Source organism: Nocardia sp. NPDC058633 (assembly GCF_042717045.1).
Classification (GTDB): Bacteria; Actinomycetota; Actinomycetes; order Mycobacteriales; family Mycobacteriaceae; genus Nocardia.
This window is the reverse complement of record NZ_JBHXRA010000011.1, coordinates 176,635-194,656: the sequence shown is the minus strand read 5'-3', so window position 1 is coordinate 194,656 and position 18,022 is coordinate 176,635. Positions and strand designations below refer to the sequence as shown.

At 67.8% G+C, this 18,022-nt stretch carries 20 protein-coding genes; 10 read left to right on the top strand and 10 right to left on the bottom strand.

Going from position 1 to position 18,022, the window contains the following annotated elements:
* Positions 1-2: 2 nt before the first annotated feature.
* The 7 genes from ACFWUR_RS16945 to cofD form a co-directional block, all read right to left on the bottom strand.
* Positions 3-662 carry a TetR family transcriptional regulator gene (locus ACFWUR_RS16945; protein ID WP_378907882.1) on the bottom strand — a complete coding sequence of 220 codons (660 nt, stop codon included), beginning with the start codon at positions 660-662 and terminating at the stop codon, positions 3-5.
* The gene (locus ACFWUR_RS16940; RefSeq protein ID WP_056813067.1) at positions 659-841 is read right to left on the bottom strand and encodes a rubredoxin; all 183 of its coding nucleotides are present in this window, start codon (positions 839-841) and stop codon (positions 659-661) included. The genes ACFWUR_RS16945 and ACFWUR_RS16940 overlap by 4 nt, the downstream gene beginning before the upstream one ends.
* Positions 838-1,011, bottom strand: a complete 174-nt coding sequence (locus ACFWUR_RS16935; protein ID WP_378907880.1) for a rubredoxin — start codon at positions 1,009-1,011, stop codon at positions 838-840. The genes ACFWUR_RS16940 and ACFWUR_RS16935 overlap by 4 nt, the downstream gene beginning before the upstream one ends.
* Positions 1,008-2,246, bottom strand: coding sequence for an alkane 1-monooxygenase (locus ACFWUR_RS16930; RefSeq protein WP_378907877.1), 1,239 nt, complete (start codon positions 2,244-2,246; stop codon positions 1,008-1,010). Before ACFWUR_RS16930 ends, ACFWUR_RS16935 begins: the two co-directional genes overlap by 4 nt.
* 185 nt (positions 2,247-2,431) lie before the next feature.
* A complete protein-coding gene (locus tag ACFWUR_RS16925) occupies positions 2,432-2,974 on the bottom strand; it encodes an NUDIX hydrolase (RefSeq protein WP_378907876.1) in 543 nt (180 codons plus the stop codon).
* Positions 2,971-4,362: a coenzyme F420-0:L-glutamate ligase gene (locus ACFWUR_RS16920; protein ID WP_378907874.1), complete on the bottom strand. Its 1,392-nt coding sequence runs from the start codon at positions 4,360-4,362 to the stop codon at positions 2,971-2,973. Before ACFWUR_RS16920 ends, ACFWUR_RS16925 begins: the two co-directional genes overlap by 4 nt.
* On the bottom strand, positions 4,359-5,345 hold the full coding sequence (gene cofD, locus ACFWUR_RS16915) for a 2-phospho-L-lactate transferase (protein WP_378907871.1): 987 nt from the start codon (positions 5,343-5,345) through the stop codon (positions 4,359-4,361). Before cofD ends, ACFWUR_RS16920 begins: the two co-directional genes overlap by 4 nt.
* Positions 5,346-5,963: 618 nt before the next feature.
* Between cofD and ACFWUR_RS16910 the strand changes: the two genes are divergently transcribed.
* The 8 genes from ACFWUR_RS16910 (at position 5,964) to ACFWUR_RS16875 (ending at position 13,484) form a co-directional block, all read left to right on the top strand.
* A complete protein-coding gene (locus tag ACFWUR_RS16910) occupies positions 5,964-6,197 on the top strand; it encodes a WhiB family transcriptional regulator (protein ID WP_133733920.1) in 234 nt (77 codons plus the stop codon).
* Positions 6,198-6,318: 121 nt separating this feature from the next.
* Positions 6,319-6,801 carry a metallopeptidase family protein gene (locus ACFWUR_RS16905; protein ID WP_194826429.1) on the top strand — a complete coding sequence of 161 codons (483 nt, stop codon included), beginning with the start codon at positions 6,319-6,321 and terminating at the stop codon, positions 6,799-6,801.
* A 127-nt stretch (positions 6,802-6,928) separates the two neighbouring features.
* Positions 6,929-7,303 (top strand): DUF3499 domain-containing protein, encoded by a 375-nt coding sequence (locus ACFWUR_RS16900; protein ID WP_378908017.1) that lies wholly within the window; start codon positions 6,929-6,931, stop codon positions 7,301-7,303.
* Between the two features lie 135 nt (positions 7,304-7,438).
* Complete coding sequence (locus tag ACFWUR_RS16895; protein WP_378907870.1) at positions 7,439-8,818, top strand: phosphomannomutase/phosphoglucomutase; 1,380 nt, start codon at positions 7,439-7,441, stop codon at positions 8,816-8,818.
* Positions 8,819-8,954: 136 nt separating this feature from the next.
* On the top strand, positions 8,955-10,175 hold the full coding sequence (locus ACFWUR_RS16890) for a tobH protein (RefSeq protein ID WP_378907867.1): 1,221 nt from the start codon (positions 8,955-8,957) through the stop codon (positions 10,173-10,175).
* Entirely contained in the window at positions 10,175-11,395 is a 1,221-nt protein-coding gene (gene manA, locus ACFWUR_RS16885) for a mannose-6-phosphate isomerase, class I (protein ID WP_378907865.1), read from the top strand. Before ACFWUR_RS16890 ends, manA begins: the two co-directional genes overlap by 1 nt.
* A gap of 126 nt (positions 11,396-11,521) precedes the next feature.
* Positions 11,522-12,436 (top strand): cation diffusion facilitator family transporter, encoded by a 915-nt coding sequence (locus ACFWUR_RS16880; protein ID WP_378907863.1) that lies wholly within the window; start codon positions 11,522-11,524, stop codon positions 12,434-12,436.
* A gap of 97 nt (positions 12,437-12,533) precedes the next feature.
* Positions 12,534-13,484 (top strand): cation diffusion facilitator family transporter, encoded by a 951-nt coding sequence (locus ACFWUR_RS16875; protein WP_378907860.1) that lies wholly within the window; start codon positions 12,534-12,536, stop codon positions 13,482-13,484.
* Between the two features lie 3 nt (positions 13,485-13,487).
* Here the strand turns inward: ACFWUR_RS16875 and ACFWUR_RS16870 are convergent, their stop codons facing one another.
* The gene (locus ACFWUR_RS16870) at positions 13,488-14,957 is read right to left on the bottom strand and encodes a phytoene desaturase family protein (protein ID WP_378907858.1); all 1,470 of its coding nucleotides are present in this window, start codon (positions 14,955-14,957) and stop codon (positions 13,488-13,490) included.
* A gap of 173 nt (positions 14,958-15,130) precedes the next feature.
* Positions 15,131-15,718 (bottom strand): TetR/AcrR family transcriptional regulator, encoded by a 588-nt coding sequence (locus ACFWUR_RS16865; protein WP_378907856.1) that lies wholly within the window; start codon positions 15,716-15,718, stop codon positions 15,131-15,133.
* Between the two features lie 109 nt (positions 15,719-15,827).
* On the opposite strand from ACFWUR_RS16865, the gene ACFWUR_RS16860 reads away from it, so the two are divergent.
* The gene (locus ACFWUR_RS16860) at positions 15,828-16,244 is read left to right on the top strand and encodes a DUF4267 domain-containing protein (RefSeq protein ID WP_378907853.1); all 417 of its coding nucleotides are present in this window, start codon (positions 15,828-15,830) and stop codon (positions 16,242-16,244) included.
* A 73-nt stretch (positions 16,245-16,317) separates the two neighbouring features.
* A complete protein-coding gene (locus ACFWUR_RS16855) occupies positions 16,318-16,536 on the top strand; it encodes a DUF4287 domain-containing protein (RefSeq protein WP_378907851.1) in 219 nt (72 codons plus the stop codon).
* 56 nt (positions 16,537-16,592) lie between these two features.
* Here ACFWUR_RS16855 and ACFWUR_RS16850 read toward each other — a convergent pair whose 3' ends face one another.
* A complete protein-coding gene (locus ACFWUR_RS16850) occupies positions 16,593-17,957 on the bottom strand; it encodes a cation:dicarboxylate symporter family transporter (protein WP_378907849.1) in 1,365 nt (454 codons plus the stop codon).
* Positions 17,958-18,022 lie beyond the last annotated feature (65 nt).

Below are 18,022 nucleotides of genomic sequence, written 5' to 3'. Positions count from 1 at the left end.
TCTCAGTGATCTACTTCACCGGATGGGGCACGCACGCCCCGTACCTGCACGATTGCTTCGACATACGGGGTGAGCAGGGCGCTCATCTCGGCGGGAGCATCGCGCTGGGGCACCGGCGGATTCGGGATATAGCTCAGCGCGATGCGCACCAGCGCGTGCGCCAGCAGATCGGCCTCCGCTTCGATCGCGTTCACCCAGCTGTGCATGAAAACCTGGGTCAGTCGCGCGGTGGCGTGCTCGAGCAGCGGGGCCGCGTCGAGGGTGATCAATCGCAACAGGTCCGGCTTCATCTCCCCGCTCAGCAGCGAGCGCACCAGCGGGTCGCCCGCGGCGGAGAGGAAGAACCCGGCCATTCCCACTCGGATCGAGGCACGCGCGTCGCCGACATTGGCGTCGAGCGCCTCGCGCACATGGTCGACGAGGTCGTCGGCCAGCCGCAACGCGTAGGCCTGGGAGAGCCCGGAGCGCGAGCCGAACTCGTTGTAGAGCGTCTGCCTGCTCACCCCCGCTCTGGCCGCGACGTCACCGAGGGTGACCTTGGACCAGTCACGCTCGGTGAGCAGTTCGCGCATCCCGTCCAGGACCGAATTGCGCAGCAGTTCGCGCGCGGCCTCCTGGTACGGGATGCGCGAACCGGCGCGCGGAGTGCCCGCGACGCTCACGAACGTTCGATCTCGACCATGAAGAAGTCGGACTTACGGGCGCCGCAGTCCGGGCAGGTCCAGTCGTCGGCGATGTCGTCCCAGCGCGTGCCGGGGGCGATGCCGTCGTCGGGCCAGCCCTCGGCTTCGTCGTATTCGAAACCGCACTGGACACACTGGTAGAGCTTGTACTCGGTCACTGCGACACTCCTACCACCTCGAAGTCGATCTTCTCCCGCACCCCGCAGTCCGGACAGCACCAGTCGTCGGGAACGGCAGACCACAGTGTGCCAGGCGGAAATCCCTCGCGTGGCGCGCCTTTGACTTCGTCGAAGACGAAATCACATACCGGACATTTGTAAGCACTCACGACTGGTCCTCGGTTCCGTACTTTTCCAGCACCTTCGCTCGGCGCTTGGGTTCGATATTGGCGAGCGTGACATCGCCGCCGTAGTGCGCCAGCACTCGCTTGTCCATCACCTTGCGCCAGATCGGCGGGAAGTAGCCCAGCAGGATCATGCTGGCGTAACCGCTGGGCAGGTTCGGTGCGCCGTCCCAGCTGCGCAGCGTCTGGTAGCGCCGGGTGGGATAGGCGTGATGGTCGCTGTGCCGCTGCAGGTGGTAGAGGAAGATATTGGTGACGATGTGGTCGCTGTTCCAGCTGTGCGCCGGCGCCGGGCGCTCGTAGCGTCCGCTGGCGGTCTTCTGCCGGACCAGGCCGTAGTGCTCGAGGTAGTTCACCGACTCGAGCAGACTGAACCCGATCACCGCTTGCAGCACCAGGTACGGCAGCACCTCGATCCCGAACGCGACGGTCAATCCGAGCCACAACACCACCGACATGGCCCAGGCGTTGAGCACGTCGTTGCGCATCGTCCACGGGCTCTTGCCGAGGCGGCCGAGACGTTCCTTCTCGAGGTGCCAGGCCGAGCGCAGACTCCCCCAGACGGTGCGCGGCCAGAAGGCCCAGAAGGATTCGCCGATCCGCGAACTCGCGGGGTCCTCCGGTGTGGCCACGCGCACGTGGTGGCCCCGGTTGTGCTCGATGTAGAAGTGCCCGTAGAACGACTGCGCCAACGCGATGCGGGCGAGCCAGCGCTCGAGTTCGACCTTCTTGTGGCCGAGCTCGTGGGCGGTGTTGATGCCGATGCCGCCGATCATGCCCACGCTGATCGCGATACCGATCTTGTCGACCACGTTGGCGCCGCCAGGGAAGCCAAGCCAGTGCAGGTTCGGCGCGGTGATGATGTAGCAGGCGAAGATCAGCGACGCGTACTGGAACGGCAGGTACAGGTAGGTGAGGTAGCGGTAGTACTTGTCGTTTTCCAGGTACTCCATCACCTCGTCGGGCGGGTTGTCGCCGTCCGGGCCGAAGAACAGGTCGGCCAGCGGGATCACCAGATAGACCAGTACCGGCCCGAGCCAGAACGGGACTTCGGCGAGGCGATGCCAGCCCAGTTGATTGAGGCCCCAGATCAGGGGGATCGCGATTGTGAACAGGCCGGTCGGGGCGAACAGGCCCCACAGCCACAAATAACGTTTGGAATCTCGCCACTGCGGCGGCGCGACCCGCTGCTCGGACGCGTTGGTATCGGTCGACATCATCGTCTCCATCCCGAGGCACATCTCACACCTGTGATGTGCGTAACTCTCTGTCACAGACGATAGAGCCCGAACTGTCCGCTGTCTAGACAAATTCGCCAATTTGTAAAGCAGATGTTGCCGTACCGACGAGAACGGCCGTGTCCCACGGGGGACACGGCCGTCGTCGTTACAGGTCAGAGACCTTTTCAGGGGGCTTGACTTGGCCCCTCTGACCGCAAGAGAACGTCGGCGCCGACCGGTAGCCCGTCGACCGGCCACCACCGCAGATCGGTCGATTCGGCACTGCGAACGGGTGCCGCGCCGGGCGGCGCGACGATCTCGAACAGCAGGTCGAGATGGCGCGTCGGCACCCCGAGCGAGCAGGTGATCGGGTGCGCCTGGGCGCCGTAGAGACCGGGCGTGAGGTGCAGATCAGGGATGCCCGATTCCTCCACCGCCTCGCGGAGCGCCGCGTCCTGCACGGTCTTGTCGTCCGGTTCGCAATGACCACCCAGCTGGATCCAGCGACCGACGCGCGGATGCAGCGTGAGCAGGATGTCGCGGCGATCGTGGGACAGCACGATCGCCGAGGCGGTGATGTGGCCGGGAGCGTGCTCACGCAGACAGCCCAAAGGCGCCGAGCCGAGAAATGCCAGAATCGCTTCGCGCAGTGAGCGATCCGAGCCCGTGGCCGGCTCCCACTCGGTGAGCAGTTCGGTCGCCGAGGCGTGCAGCGATTCCGCGCTCACAGTTCCACCAGCCCGGCACCGGCCGAGCCGACTCCGCGCGGGGCAGACTCGTGCAGGGGTCGGCCGATCGCGATGGCGCCCAACGGCATCCAGTCCTCGTCGAGTTCGAGGACCTCGCGCACGATCTCGGGCGCGAAGATGGTCGAGCCGATCCAGCAGCTGCCCAGCCCGTCGGCGGCCAGGGCGACCAGCAGGCCCTGCACCGCCGCGCCGACGGCCACCGTGAACATCGTCTGTTCGGCGGCCTGGCGGCGCGCGTCGGGATAGTCGTGCGCGCCGTCGGGCACACAGAACGGGATGATCACCTCCGGCGCGTCGAAAAGGATGCGACCGCGCGCGATTCGGCGCCGCACCCGGTCGGGGGCGAGGCCGTCGGCGGTGAGGTCGGCGCTCCACTTCTCGGCCATGGCCTCGAGCAACCGCGCTCGCAGGGCCGCCGTGCGCAACCAGACGAAGCGCACCGGGCGGGTGTGGTGCGGCGCGGGCGCGGTGAGGCCGACCGCCACGGCGGCCCGGATCCGTTCCGGATCCACCGGCTCGTCGGCGAACGCGCGCACCGAACGGCGCAGCGGCACAGCCTCTTTGCGGCCCTTCTCGATCGCCTCGGCGGTGCCGAGCCAGAACAGGTCGTCGACACCACCGCGCAGCAGCGCTGCCGCGGTCGACCCGTCGTCGTCGGTGCTCAGCCCGCGTACCACCGCCACCGGGACACCGCCGAGCTTGCCCTTGACCAGGTCGGCGGCCGCGGCGAGTTCGTCGGCGACGGCCACCTGGGTGACGTGCAGTTCGTTGCCCTGCCCGTCGACGGCGCCGTCGTAGTCGTGCAGCACCCGCAGCCCGGCCGAGCCGATGGCCGCGTCGATCTGCCCGTTGCGCCAGGCCCTGCCCATGGTGTCGGTGACGACGACGGCCACGTCGACGCCGAGTCGCCGAGCGAGCGCGGTGCGCAGGGATTTCGCGCTGCCGTCGGGATCGACGGGCAGCAGCACCAATTCGCCCTCGGCCACATTGGAGCCGTCGACACCGGAGGCCGCCTGCACGATCCCGAGCCGGTTCTCGGTGATGAGGGTGCGCCCCTTGCGCGCGAGCACCCGAACGGCTTCGTCCTCGACGAGCTTGCGGCGTGCGGTGTCGCGCTGCTCGGGGTCGATCGGCGCGACGACGATGCGCCCTTCGACCTTCGACACGATCTTGCTGGTGACCACGACGATGTCACCGTCGGCGAGCCACGGCGCTTGTGCCGCAAGGTGTTCGGCGATGTCGTCACCCGGCCGGAACTCCGGCAGTCCTGTCACCGGCAGGATCCGCAGCTCGTCGGCGGCGTGGTCGGGCAAGGCCCCGACGCTGCCGCTGTCGGACCCGTTCGAGGCCGGCTCCTGCGCACTCATGCCTTGACTCCCGCCAATTCCAGTGCGGCGCGCGCCATTTCGGCGGTCGCCTCGGGATCGCTCATCAACAGCGGCACGCTGCGCACCTCGACACCAGGAACCTCGGCGGAGTCGGTGGAGTGCACCAGCCATCCGTCGAGGATGCCGGTGGCCGAGCGCGCGCCGTAGTGACGGCCGATCGCCTCCGCGGTGGACTCGACACCGATCGCCGTGAGGCACTCATCGGCCATGCCGCGCAACGGCTTTCCGTCGATCACCGGCGAGAGCCCGATCACCTTGGCCGCGCTGGTGCGCAACGCGCCCCGAATTCCGGGCACGGCGAGGATCGCGCCGATGCTCACCACCGGGTTCGAGGGGGCCAGCAACACGGCGTCCGCGGCCTCTATGATTTCGGTCACATTCGGCGCTGGAGATGCTTGCTCGGCGCCGATCGAGGCAAATCCGTGAGTCGGGAGCGCCGCGCGATACCGCACCCACCATTCCTGGAAGTGGATCGCGCGACGTTCGCCAGCATTGTCGGGATCGCTGACCACGACATGGGTTTCGCAGCGGTCGTCGGTAGCGGGGATCAACTTCACGCCCGGTTGCCATCGATTACACAGCGCTTCGGTGACCGCCGACAGCGGATATCCGGCGCGCAGCATTTCGGTGCGAATGAGATGGGTGGCGATATCGCGATCGCCCAGGCCGAACCAATCGGGCTGGGCGTTGTATTTCGCCAACTCCTCTTTCGCATGCCAGGTTTCGTCGGCGTGGCCCCAGCCACGCTCGGTGTCTATGCCACCACCGAGGGTGTACATGCAGGTGTCAAGGTCGGGACAGATACGAAGGCCGTGCATCCAGACGTCGTCGCCGACGTTGACGATGGCCGAGATGTCTGCTTCGGGCAGCAGCTGCCGGATGCCTTGGAGGAACCGGGCACCGCCGACGCCGCCGACGAGAACGGCGATCTTGGGCTCGCGCACCGCGCGTTGTGCAGTCACAGGGTCACAGCCTAATGAGCGCGGACGCGTCGGCGATCCTCAGCCTGCGCGCGGCCGGAGCGACATCAGGTGCGCGATGGTTGCCGGTTCGGCTCGGGACGAATTCCAGCGAAGTTGCTGATCATTTGCCACAGCACATAACAAGATCAACACGAAAGGCGGGTGCGGAGTGTAACGGAAGGGTGACGGCGGGTTGACCACCGGCGAGTGCGGCGTGTCTAATCACAGACATGTCATTCCGGTCACCGCGAGAGGGCATAGCGCGGGGGCGTTTGCGAGAAGGTTCCAACTCGCCTGAAAAGGCCACTGCGCGAGGATTTGGCGCAAGGGCGGGGTTGCGAGACGGTTCCAACTCCTCGGAAGGCAGGCTCGGGGAAGCCCGCGAGACTACGTCGCGGTGTTGGGCCGTCGGGGTTGCATCTGATCCGACGGAAAGAATCATTCTGCGCTAACACATAGTGAGGAGGCGGAACGATGACCGAAAATCTGGTCTCGCCGACCGATTCCACAGCAGGCGCAGCTCACGCTGTCTGCGCTGACATGAGCTGGCAGGAACCGGACGTGGTAAGCGAAGTCGCGGCTCCCCGGCTGAGTCTGGTCGTTACGGGCTTCGACGAAATGTTCGAGTCGATCGAAGAGCAGTGGCAGGAACGTGCCCTCTGCGCTCAGACCGACCCCGAGGCGTTCTTCCCCGAGAAGGGCGGCTCGACGCGTGAGGCCAAGCGAATCTGCTTGGGCTGTGAAGTACGTGATCAGTGCTTGGAATACGCACTGGCACATGATGAACGCTTCGGCATCTGGGGCGGTCTCTCGGAACGAGAGCGTCGCAGGTTGAAGCGCGGAATCGGTTAAGTGACTGTTCGAAAGTAGACTCTCTCCAGGCCTGGCCCGGAGCCACGCAGGCGCAGTACGTCGGTGTCTCCGGGCGAACGCCCTTTGTCCACGCGGTGCAGGCGAGAGAGGTGAAAGACCCATGGCACGTTCCCGGCGTCATTCCCCGGCACCCACCGCTCGTTCGGTGACCCGCCGCGGCCGCGGAGTTCGTGGCCCCATGCTTCCGCCGACGGTGCCCGCCTGGCGCACCAGGGGCCAGAAATTCGATCGGCTCGTGCTCGAGGCGTTCGCCCCACTGGACACCCGCTGGCACGATCGCCTCACCAAGCTCGATATCGCCGTCGACGATGTACCGAAAATCCGCCCGCTGCATCCTGATTCGGTCACCTGGCCGGACGAGGTCGTCGCCGACGGGCCGGTGCCGCTGTCGCGGCTCATCCCCGCGGGCGTCGACCGCCACGGTGCCGCCACCCGCGCCAGGGTGGTGCTGTTCCGCAAGCCACTGGAACTGCGTGCCGCCGATCCCGACGATCTGGTCGAGTTGCTGCGCGAGGTCCTCGTCCAGCAGATCGCGACCTACCTCGGCGTCGACCCCGACCTGATCGATCCCGAACCCGAATAGGCCTACCTCCGCGTTCGCTGCGGCCGTGCGCGCAAAAACCGACGAACGCTACGCGACAGCGCCCATTTAGGGCGTGTCCGTATCCACTTTTGGGGTGTGGAGGGCTAATCTCGACGTCGTGATCCCTATGCGTCGTTGCTGCCGACCCGGCTGCAAGAACCCGGCTGTAGCGACGCTGACGTATGTGTACTCCGACTCGACCGCCGTCGTCGGACCCCTGGCCACCGTCGCCGAACCGCATTCCTGGGATCTCTGCGAAACCCACGCCTGCCGTATCACCGCGCCCAAGGGTTGGGAACTGGTCCGCCACGAAGGCGGCTTCTCCTCGAGCACCCCGGACGACGACGACCTGACAGCCCTGGCCGAAGCGGTCCGCGAAGCCGGCCTACGCCGCCGCCCCGCCGACGCCGACCAGCCGGGCTACCGCGACAACGCCCCCGCCGCCGCGCGCACCGCGCGCACCGGCCGCCGCGGCCACCTCCGGGTCCTGCCGGATCCGTAACCGATCTCGCGCGACCACCGGTAACGCCCCGACCACCTCCCGGCCCAGTCCCTGTCCGCGCGGGACCGACCGAAAACATTCGGGCTACCGGACCTGTACGGCCGAAGTCGCGAAGCGGCGGATAGGCTGACAGCTATGACGACCCTCGCGCGCTCTGGCGAACTCGTGAATGCCGTGATCAAGGCTTATGACGTCCGCGGGGTGGTGGGCGAGCAGATCGACGAGGCGTTCGTCAGCGATGTCGGTGCTTCCTTCGCTCGCCTGATGCGCGCCGAAGGCGCCCAGCGCGTGGTGATCGGCCACGACATGCGCGAATCCTCCCCCGCCCTCTCCGCCGCGTTCGCGCAGGGTGTGCGGGCCCAGGGCCTGGATGTGGTGCACATCGGCCTCGCCTCCACCGACCAGCTCTACTTCGCCTCGGGCAAGCTCGGCTGCCCCGGCGCCATGTTCACCGCCAGCCACAACCCGGCCCGGTACAACGGCATCAAACTGTGCCGCGCGAACGCGCTGCCCGTCGGCCAGGACACCGGGCTGGCGACCATCGCCGCCGAGGTCATCGAGGGCGTGCCTGCCTACGACGGCGCGGCGGGCACCGCGACCGACACCGATCTGCTCGCCGACTACGCGAGCTTCCTGCGCGGCCTCGTCGATCTCGACGAGATCCGTCCGCTCACCATCGCGGTCGACGCGGGCAACGGCATGGGTGGCCACACCGTCCCCGCCGTCCTCGGGACCCTCGGCCCGATCACGATCGTGCCGCTGTACTTCGAACTCGACGGCTCGTTCCCCAACCACGAGGCCAACCCGCTCGATCCGAAGAACCTCGTCGACCTGCAGGCGCTGGTGCGCTCCAGCGGCGCCGACATCGGCCTGGCCTTCGACGGCGACGCCGACCGCTGCTTCGTCGTCGACGAGCGCGGCGAACCGGTCTCCCCCTCGGCGATCACGGCCATCGTGGCGCAGCGTGAGTTGGCCAAGGAGCCGGGCGCCACGGTGATCCACAACCTGATCACCTCGCGCGCGGTGCCCGAGCTGGTCGAGGAGCTGGGCGGCAAGCCGGTGCGCACCAGGGTCGGACACTCGTTCATCAAGCAGGAGATGGCCTCGACCGGCGCGGTGTTCGGTGGCGAGCATTCCGCGCACTACTACTTCCGCGATTTCTGGGGTGCCGATTCGGGCATGCTGGCGGCGCTGCACGTGCTGGCCGCGCTCGGTGAGGGCGATCGCCCGGTCTCGGATCTGATGGCCGCCTACGACGTGTACGCCGCCTCGGGCGAGATCAACTCGACCGTCGCCGACGCCGCCGACCGCACCGCCGCCGTGCTCGCCGCGTTCGCCGACCGCACCGAGTCGGTGGACCGCATGGACGGCGTCACGGTCGATCTGGGCGGCCACGCCTGGTTCAACCTGCGCGCATCGAACACCGAACCGCTACTGCGACTCAATGTCGAGGCCGGATCGCACGACGATGTAAACGCACTCGTGACCGAGATCCTGAGCATCGTCCGCGCCTGACTGGGAAGATGAAACCAGTAGCAGTGCAATCACATGCCCGGTATTCGGCGACGGCGGATTACGAGCATTGCCGGTGCCCGGCTGCAATAGTGGAGTCACAGACGACACAGCGCGATGAGGGGAGGTGGATTCGGCGATGATCGCTGGAACACCGGTATTCGACCTCGACGACGCCGAGTCGCTGGCGGCGGCCGACACCGGCGGCGCCCTGCGCTCGGCTGCCTCGGGCGGCGCCCAGGTGCGGGCCACCGCCGCCGCGGTCGCCGAGACCTCACTCATCGAACGGCTCGCCGACCTGCGCCCGCGCAGCCTGGTGGTGGTCACCGGTTCGGGTCGCGCCGCGCGCGCGGCCGGGCTGCTCGTCGCCACGCTCGGCGACCGGGCCGGGCTGCCGATCGTGTCCGTCACCTCGCTGCCGCCGTGGGTCGGGCCGCTGGACGTGGTCCTGGTGGCCGGTGACGACGCGGGCGATCCGCGGCTCATCGACGCCGTCGACCGTGCCCTGCGCCGCAGTGCGGAGGTGGTGATCGCGGCGCCCAACGAGGGTCCCTTGCGCGCGGTCGCCGCCGGTCGCGCGATCGTGCTCGAACCGAGGGTGCCCGTTCTCGACCACAATCGGCTGCTGCGTTTCCTGGCCGTCGGGATCGCGGTGTTGCGCGGTGTCGACGCCCAGCGCAGCGGTCCGGCGACCCCCGACCTCACCGGGCTGGCCGACATGCTCGACGCCGAGGCGCTGCGCGACGGCCCGCACACGGAGGTCTTCCGCAATCCCGCGAAGACTCTCGCCGCCCGCATGCACGGGGTCGGCATCGTCCTCGCGGGCGACTCGCCCGCCGCCGTCGAGCTGGCGGCGCACGGTGCCGAGGTACTGCTGCAATCAGCGGGCAGGCTCGCTTCGGCCGCTGATCTGTCCGACGCGGTGGCCTCGATCGGGCGCCTGTCGCAGGCGACCGCCGGTTCCGCACCCGGCTTCGATCCGCTGTTCCACGACGAGGAGCTCGACGGACCTGCTCCGGTCGAGCGGGTGCGGGTGCTTGCCTTGAGCGTGCACCCCGATCAGGCCGCCGCACGGCGCAAGCTGGCGGTCTTCGACGGCGCGGGTGGCGGCTTGGTCGAGGCCGACCTGGTGCACGCCGATGTCGACGTGCTGCAATCCCAGCTCGCCGATCCGGGTGCCGTACCCGCGATCGAACAGACCGCTGCAGCCTCCGCCGCGGGGGGCGGACACGGCAGCGAACTCGAGCAGCTCGCGGTCCTCGCGCTACGGCTGGACATGGCCGCGGCCTACCTTCAGCTGACCGGTGCACGCGGTGCCACCGCGCCCGAACCGGATCGATACGACGGGGGACGCTACTAGTGCAGGAACTCGTGGGTGCGCTGCGTTCTTACGCATGGGGGTCGCGCACCGCGCTCGCTCAGCTGTGCGGAAGACCGGTGCCCTCGGCCCATCCCGAAGCCGAACTCTGGTTCGGCGCGCACCCGGCCGACCCCGCGCACGTGCAGACCGACTCGGGCCAACGTTCACTGCTCGAGGTACTCGTCGCCGATCCGGTGAACGAATTGGGTGCGGTGGCCGACACTTTCGGCCCGCGGCTGCCGTTCCTGCTGAAGATCCTCGCCGCCGAGGAACCGCTGTCGTTGCAGGCGCACCCCAGTTCGGCGCAGGCACGGGTCGGATTCGAACGCGAGAACCGCACCGGCGTGGCCCTGGATTCGCCGCTGCGCAACTACCGCGACGACAGCCACAAACCCGAACTCGTTGTCGCGTTGGAGCGTTTCGAGGCGTTGGCCGGGTTCCGCGACCCGCACCGCACCGTGGACCTGTTGCGCGCACTCGACGTGCCCGGCCTCAATGTCTACGCCGAACTCCTTGCCGCCCAGCCCGACTCGGCCGGCCTGCGGACCCTGTTCACCACCTGGATCACCCTGCCGCCCGCCGCGCTGTCGAAACTGCTGCCCACGGTGCTCGAGGGCTGTGTGCAGTATCTGTCCGGCAAGGGCGCGCGGGCGTTCACCGCCGAGGTGCGCACCGCGCTCGAACTGGCCGAGGTCTACCCCGGCGACGCGGGGGTCCTCGCCGCACTGCTACTCAACCGGCTGACCCTGGAACCGGGCCAGGCGCTGTTCCTCGCGGCCGGCAATCTGCACGCCTACCTGCGTGGGGTCGGCGTGGAGATCATGGCCAACTCCGACAACGTGTTACGTGGCGGGCTCACGCCCAAGCACGTGGACGTGCCGGAACTGCTGCGGGTCCTCGACTTCGAACCGATCGATCTGCCGGTGATCGAACCCGATCCCGGCAGCGACGGCGGCATCCGATATCGCACGCCGGCACCGGAATTCGCCCTGTGCCGGTTCGACCTCGGCGCCGACGACGAGCCGGTGGTGCTCGCCGATGCGGGGCCCGGCATCGTGTTGTGCACCGCGGGCACGGTCGAGCTCACCGAGAACGGGCGCACTCTCGTGGTCGAACGTGGCAGCGCGGCCTGGATCTCCGCCGCCGACACCGACATCAAAGCCCGCGCGCTGCGCGGCCCCGCGCAGCTGTTCAGCGCCTGCGTCGGCGACGGCCGCTGATCTGCCCGACGAGGCGAGATTCGTGCCTTCGCCCCGGGCGGGCCCGAAGGACTGATCGAGCGGATCGGGCCCGTGCCCTATTAGGCTGTGGCGAATCGTGTTCAGTGAACAGAAGGGCGGGCCGGCATGTCGGCTGGTGGTGGCAAGAAGGCGATCGTCGCGGCGTTGGTGGCCAATGCGGGGATCGCGGTGGCGAAGTTCATCGGCGCGTTCATCACGGGGTCGGCGTCGATGATGGCCGAGGGAGTGCACTCGGTCGCCGACACCTCGAATCAGGGCCTGCTGCTGTTCGGTCAGCGTGCCGCCGCCAAGGACGCCGACGAGCTGCACCAGTTCGGGTACGGCCGCAACCGCTATTTCTATTCGTTCGTCGTGGCGCTGGTGCTGTTCACCCTCGGCTCGGTGTACGCGGTCTACGAAGGCATCCACAAGATCCAGCATCCCGAGCAGCTGAGTCAGCCGATCGTCGCGGTCGTCATCCTCGTGATCGCGATCGGCCTGGAGACCTACAGCTTCCTCACCGCGGTGCGCGAATCCAGGCCGCTCAAGGGGAATGCGAGCTGGTGGCGGTTCATCCGTAACTCGCGCAGCCCCGAGCTGCCGGTGGTGCTGCTCGAGGACACCGGCGCACTGGTCGGCCTGGTGCTCGCGCTCGGCGCGGTGGGCCTGACCATGGTCACCGACAACCCGATCTACGACGGTATCGGCACCCTGGCCATCGGCGTCCTGCTCGGCATCATCGCGATCGTGCTGATCGTGGAGATGAAGAGCCTGCTCATCGGTGAAGGCGCCACCCCGGAACAGGGTCGTGCCATCCACGACAACCTGGTCGACGGCGCCGAGATCACCTCGGTGATCCACATCAAGACCCAGTACATCGGCCCGGAGGAAATGCTGGTCGCCGCCAAGGTCGCCATCGCACCGAATCTCGATATCGCCAGTATCGCCGGAGCCATCGACGCGGCCGAGGCGCGGATCCGCGCCGCGGTCCCGACGGCGCGCCTGATCTACCTCGAGCCGGATCTCTACCGAGACAAGTAGCGACCCTGGGGTTCTCGGCGATCGACGAGGACCCAAGGCCCGGCGACACGGCGCCGAGGTGGACAGTGCCGCCCGGCGGCGGCGGTAGCGTTCGACTATGGCCGAGCAAGGTGAAGACAGCAAGATCGCGATCCTTGCCGCGCTCGGGGCGAACGCGGGCATCATGGTCGCGAAGTTCATCGGCGCGTACATCACCGGCTCGTCGTCGATGCTGGCCGAGGCGGTGCACTCGGTCGCCGACACCGGCAACGAGGCGCTGCTGCTGGTCGGGCACAACCGTTCCCACCAGCCGCCGGACACCCTGCACCCGTTCGGATACTCGCGCAATCGGTACTTCTATTCCTTTGTCGTCGCGCTGGTGCTGTTCACGATGGGCTGCTTGTTCGCGATCAACGAAGCGATCCACAAGATCCGGTTTCCGGAGCAGATCCAGTCGCACTGGGTCGCGATCGGCATTCTCGGTGTGTCGATGGTGCTCGAGACCGCCAGCTTCCGCACCGCGCGCAAGCAGTCGGCGCCGCTGAAGGGCAAGGGCTCGTGGTGGCACTTCATCCGCACCACCCGCAATCCCGAACTGCCGGTGGTGCTGCTCGAAGACGCGGGCGCCGTCATCGGCCTTGTCTTCGCGCTGGCGGGCGTGAGCTTGTCGGTGGTCACCGGCAACCCGGTATGGGACGGCATCGGCACACTGCTCATCGGTGTCCTGCTCGGCGTGAACGCGCTGATTCTGATCGTGGAGACCAAGAGCCTGCTGATCGGTGAGGGCGCGACGATCCAGGAGGACATCGCGATTCGGTCGGCGCTGCTCGCCGATCCGCGCATCGAGGGCGTCATCCGGATGCAGACCCAGTACCTGGGGCCGCAGGATCTACTGATCAACGCCGAGATCGCACTGCGGCCCGACCTCGATATCACCGAGGTGTCCGAAACCATCGACGCCGCGGGCGAGCGCGTTCGCGCCGCTGTGCCGAACACGTACACGATCTATCTCGAGCCCGATGTGTTCGAACCCGACAAGGTCAACGACCTACCGATGAAGCCGAGCTGACCGCTACCGGTAGGCGGGCGCCTCGCCGCGCAACAGCTCGAGCGGGTCGGTGACGATGCCGAATCGGTTGCGCAGCAGGTGTTGCGCCGCGTGCAGTCCCGACATGCCGTGGACGCCGGGGCCCGGCGGGGTCGACGACGAGCACAGGTAGGTGCCCGGAATCGGTGTGGAGTAAGGGTTCCACCGCGCGAGCGGCCGGAACAGGGTCTGGCGCGTGGTCATCGCGCCCGCCGAGATGTCACCGCCGATGTAGTTGGCGTTGTGGGCAGGCATGAATGCCGCCGGTCGCACGTGTTTCGCGAGGATCACGTCGCGAAAACCGGGTGCGAACCGTTCCACCTGATCGATCACCTGGTCGCTGATATCGCGATCGGTTCCGTTGGGGACGTGGGCGTAGGTGTAGAACGTCTGCTGACCCGCCGGAGCCCGGGTGGGGTCGACCACGCCGGGCTGGATGGCCAGGACGTACGGCCGATCGGCGAAAGCGCCGGTGGCCACCTGATGTTCGGCGCGCATGGCTTCGGCCCTGGTGCCGACCAGGTGCAGGGTGCCGGCCAGGTCGGCGCCCGGCGCGGCCCACGGCACCGGTTCCGACAGCGCGAAGTCGACCTTGCAGGCGGCGTTGCCGTACTGGAAACGCCCGAGGCTGTTGCGGTATCGCGATGGTAGACGGTCGCCGGCGATACGCAGCAGCTCGGCGGGTGAGGTGTCGAACAGCACCGCGCGCGCGGTGGCGAGTTCGGCGAAATCGTCGACCCGGTGCCCGGTGATCACCTCGCCACCGAGGCTTTCGATTTCGGTGATCATCGCGTTCGGGATCGCCTGGCTGCCACCGCGCGGGATCACCCACCCACCCGCGTGCGCGAGGGTGCCCAGCAGCAGTGCCGCACCCACCGCGGGGAACGCACGCGGGGAGGTGATGGCATGGGCGGCCACGCCGCTGAACATCGCGGGCGCCACATCGTCGCTGAAACGGTTGTCGGACAACGGCGATGCCTGCTCGAGCAGGCGCATCGCGAATGTGATGCCGGTGCCGACGCGCAGCGGTGGGTGCCGCAGATCCGACATGGCCAGCTCGACCACATCGGACCAGTGCTCGACCAGCGGCGCGAACAAGGCACGCCACGCCCGACCGTCGCGCCCCAGGTCGGCGACGGTGGACTCGAGGTTGCGCCAAGCCAATCCGGCGATACCACCGTCGAGCGGGTGTGCGTAGGAGACGGTCGGGGTGAGCAGCTCGACTCCGTGCGCCGCGAGGTCGAACGCCTGAAAGAACGGTGACGCCAACGCCATCGGATGCGCACCGGCGCACACGTCGTGATGGAAACCGGGCAGCGTCAGCTCGGCCGTGCGCGATCCGCCGCCCGCCTGCTCATGGGCTTCGAGGACTCGCACCGACAGCCCCGCGCGCGCGGCGATCACCGCCGCCGCAAGACCGTTCGGCCCCGACCCCACTACTACGACTTCCGCCATTCGCCGTCCCTTCGCCCTCGGCCGCTCTGCCGACCTGCGTCGTTGCCTCCAACCTACGCGGAGCGGCGCGCCTGTCGAAGTGCGCTCGGTCACCGGCCGAGTAGGCAGGGGGCAGCACCGCGCCCGCACCGGCCCGACGTGACGCGCGATGGTGGCGAGCGGCGAGCCTGGGCTCAGGCCGGATCGGCCGCCACCTCGCTGGTTCCGTCCACCAGCAGGGTGATGCGTCGTTCGCGCAGTTCGGGGCGTAGGCGGCCGTTGCGATCGAGGGTGGCCAGGCCGTGCAGGGAGGCCCAGGCCACCTCGGTCCGGGCGCCGAGGTCGTCGCCGGTGGCGTAGGGGGAGAACATCGCTTCCAGGCCGGCGAAGGCGTCGCGCAGGGGTTGTGGGGCGTCGAGGCCGAAGTTCAGGTCGGTCTTCTGCTGGAAGATGGCGTCGTATCGGGCCGGGTTGGCAGTAGCGAAGTCCAGGTAGGCGCGCGCGACATTGGCGATCACCTCGGAGTGGGTGGACGCCGCCTCCCTGGCCGTGTTCAGTTGTTCGGCGAGCTCGACGCAGCCTTGGAGGGCGACGGCGCCGACGATCGCCGCCTTGTTCGCGAAGTGGCTGTAGAGCACCGGCTGGCTGTATTCGATGCGGTCGGCCAGTTTGCGGATGGTGACCGCGTCCCAGCCTTCCGCTTCGGCCATCTCGCGCGCGGTGTCGATGATCCGCTGATGCCGTTCGGCACGTTCGCGTTCCTTGCGCTGTTGAGTGCTCATGCTCGAAATTCTAGCAACGCTAGACAAGATAGCGAGGATCGAGTTATTGTTCTCCCAACACCTAGCGCCGCTAGATTTTAGAGCAAGCACCAAGATTCAGGAGCACCTCATGACCGCCTCGCGCATCGCCACCGCCCTCTCCCTGCTCGGCGGGGTCTTCATCATCTACGTCGGCGTCAACTACCTGATCGTCCCGGAGGCGACGGCCGCGGGCTTCGGCCTCCCCGCTGTGCCCGAGGGTGAAGCGGTGGCCTTCCTCAACCTCAAGGGCGTCCGAGATGTGGTGAGCGGCCTGGTGATCCTCGGCCTGCTGGCCACCAAGCAGCGCTTCGCGCTCGGCGTCGCCATGCTGGCCAGCTCGCTCACGCCGTTCGGGGACATGGCCACCGTCCTGAGCTGGCACGGCTCCACCGCCACCGCGTTCGGCGTCCACGGCTTCACCGCCGTACTCGTCGCGCTCGCCGGCGTGCTGCTGCTGCGCGAAGGCCGCGTGAGCACGACGCAGGGCCGACTCGTCGCGGCATGAGCACACCAGCGATGAATTCCGGCCCACCGCACCGTCTTCACCGATAACGAACACCCATCGAGGAGAAACCACCATGGCGAACGCCCCGCACGGCCCCGCGTCCTACTTCCCCACCATCGAGACCAAGTACGGGCGCGCCGTCGACGAGTGGTTCACCCTGCTCGACGCGGCCGAGCCGACCGGGCACACGGCCCTGGTCACCTGGCTGAAGTCCGAGCACGGACTCGGCCACGGTCACGCCAACGCCCTGGTGCAGTTCCACCTCAACCCCGGCAAGTGGTCTCGCCTGTGACATCCGAGACCGACGAAAGGCCCCGCGGTTTCTCATCGTGGGGCCTTTCGGTTGCCTCACCGCACCTCGACCCGCTGCGCCGGCACACGTTTCGCGAGTTCGACGGGCTGATCCGCCTCGTGGCCGTCGACCATCGTCTCCTCGTCGAACGGCAGTTCACGATCGAGCACGAGCCGGGTGCGGTCCGCGTCGACGGTCTTGGTCCAGGTCCCGATGAGCAGCGTGGCCACGGCGTTACCCGAGAAGTTGGTCAGCGCACGGGCTTCCGACATGAAGCGGTCGATACCGACGATCAGGCCGACACCGTCGAGCAGGTCGGGGCGATGGCTCTGCAGACCGCCCGCGAGAGTCGCCAGACCGGCACCGGTGACGCCCGCGGCACCCTTGGACGCGATGATCATGAACAACAGCAGGCCGACCTGTTCGCCGAGGCTCAGCGGTTTGCCCATGGCGTCGGCGATGAAGATCGAGGCCATCGTCAGGTAGATGGCGGTGCCGTCGAGATTGAACGAATACCCGGTCGGCACAACGACACCCACGGTGGTGCGTTCCACCCCCGCGTGTTCCATCTTCGCGATCAGTCGCGGTAGCGCCGACTCCGACGACGAGGTCGCCACGATCAGCAGGTACTCGCGCGACAGATACCGGCACAGCTTCAGGATCGAGACGCCCGAGACCATCCGCAGGATCACGCCGAGCACACCGAACACGAACACCAGACACGTCAGGTAGAACGCGATCATCAGCGTCGCCAGCTGCACCACCGCCGACCAGCCGGTGCGCCCCACCACGTTCGCGATCGCGCCGAACGCGCCGATCGGGGCCAGCCACAGGATCATCGACAGGATCCGGAACACCAGCTTCTGGGCCAGCGAGACCGCGCGCAGGATCGGCGCGCCCGCATCGCCCATCGCCTGCACCGCGAACCCGACCAGCAGCGCGACGAACAGCGCCTGCAGCACGCTGCCCGCGGTCAGCGACGACACGAGCGTGGTGGGCACGATGTTCTGGATGAAGTCCCAGGTGCCGCCCGCGCTGTGCGCTTGATCGGCGTATTTCGCACCCGCTCCCGTGGTGCCGACATCGAGCCCCTCGCCCGGATCGATGAGATTGCCCACGACGAGACCGATACCGAGGGCAACCGTCGACATCACCAGGAAATAGCCGATGGCCAGGCCACCGACCTTGCCGACCGTGGCGGCCGCGCGCACCGAACCGATGCCGAGGACGATCGTGCAGAAGATGACAGGTGCGATCATCATCTTGATCAGGTTCACGAATACTGTGCCGAGCGGCGCCAGCGCCTGACCGAATTCCGGGGCCACCCGGCCGACGACGACGCCGGCCACGACGGCGAGGATCACCGCGATGTACAGCCAATGGGTATGGTCGCGTTTCCGCGCTGCGGTGGTATCACTCATGCCGACGAGCATGAGGAACTATTGTGACGGCCGTCACTTTGGTCCATAAGTTTCATATCGATGCA

What these genes read in the sequence shown, in the direction of transcription:
- ACFWUR_RS16930 (WP_378907877.1), bottom strand. Translation starts at nt 2,246, where the DNA reads ATGATGTCGACCGATACCAACGCGTCCGAGCAGCGGGTCGCGCCGCCG.
- ACFWUR_RS16920 (WP_378907874.1), bottom strand. Translation starts at nt 4,362, where the DNA reads ATGAGTGCGCAGGAGCCGGCCTCGAACGGGTCCGACAGCGGCAGCGTC.
- ACFWUR_RS16910 (WP_133733920.1), top strand. Translation starts at nt 5,964, where the DNA reads ATGTTCGAGTCGATCGAAGAGCAGTGGCAGGAACGTGCCCTCTGCGCT.
- ACFWUR_RS16905 (WP_194826429.1), top strand. Translation starts at nt 6,319, where the DNA reads ATGGCACGTTCCCGGCGTCATTCCCCGGCACCCACCGCTCGTTCGGTG.
- ACFWUR_RS16900 (WP_378908017.1), top strand. Translation starts at nt 6,929, where the DNA reads ATGCGTCGTTGCTGCCGACCCGGCTGCAAGAACCCGGCTGTAGCGACG.
- ACFWUR_RS16895 (WP_378907870.1), top strand. Translation starts at nt 7,439, where the DNA reads ATGACGACCCTCGCGCGCTCTGGCGAACTCGTGAATGCCGTGATCAAG.
- ACFWUR_RS16890 (WP_378907867.1), top strand. Translation starts at nt 8,955, where the DNA reads ATGATCGCTGGAACACCGGTATTCGACCTCGACGACGCCGAGTCGCTG.
- ACFWUR_RS16880 (WP_378907863.1), top strand. Translation starts at nt 11,522, where the DNA reads ATGTCGGCTGGTGGTGGCAAGAAGGCGATCGTCGCGGCGTTGGTGGCC.
- ACFWUR_RS16875 (WP_378907860.1), top strand. Translation starts at nt 12,534, where the DNA reads ATGGCCGAGCAAGGTGAAGACAGCAAGATCGCGATCCTTGCCGCGCTC.
- ACFWUR_RS16870 (WP_378907858.1), bottom strand. Translation starts at nt 14,957, where the DNA reads ATGGCGGAAGTCGTAGTAGTGGGGTCGGGGCCGAACGGTCTTGCGGCG.
- ACFWUR_RS16865 (WP_378907856.1), bottom strand. Translation starts at nt 15,718, where the DNA reads ATGAGCACTCAACAGCGCAAGGAACGCGAACGTGCCGAACGGCATCAG.
- ACFWUR_RS16860 (WP_378907853.1), top strand. Translation starts at nt 15,828, where the DNA reads ATGACCGCCTCGCGCATCGCCACCGCCCTCTCCCTGCTCGGCGGGGTC.
- ACFWUR_RS16855 (WP_378907851.1), top strand. Translation starts at nt 16,318, where the DNA reads ATGGCGAACGCCCCGCACGGCCCCGCGTCCTACTTCCCCACCATCGAG.
- ACFWUR_RS16850 (WP_378907849.1), bottom strand. Translation starts at nt 17,957, where the DNA reads ATGAGTGATACCACCGCAGCGCGGAAACGCGACCATACCCATTGGCTG.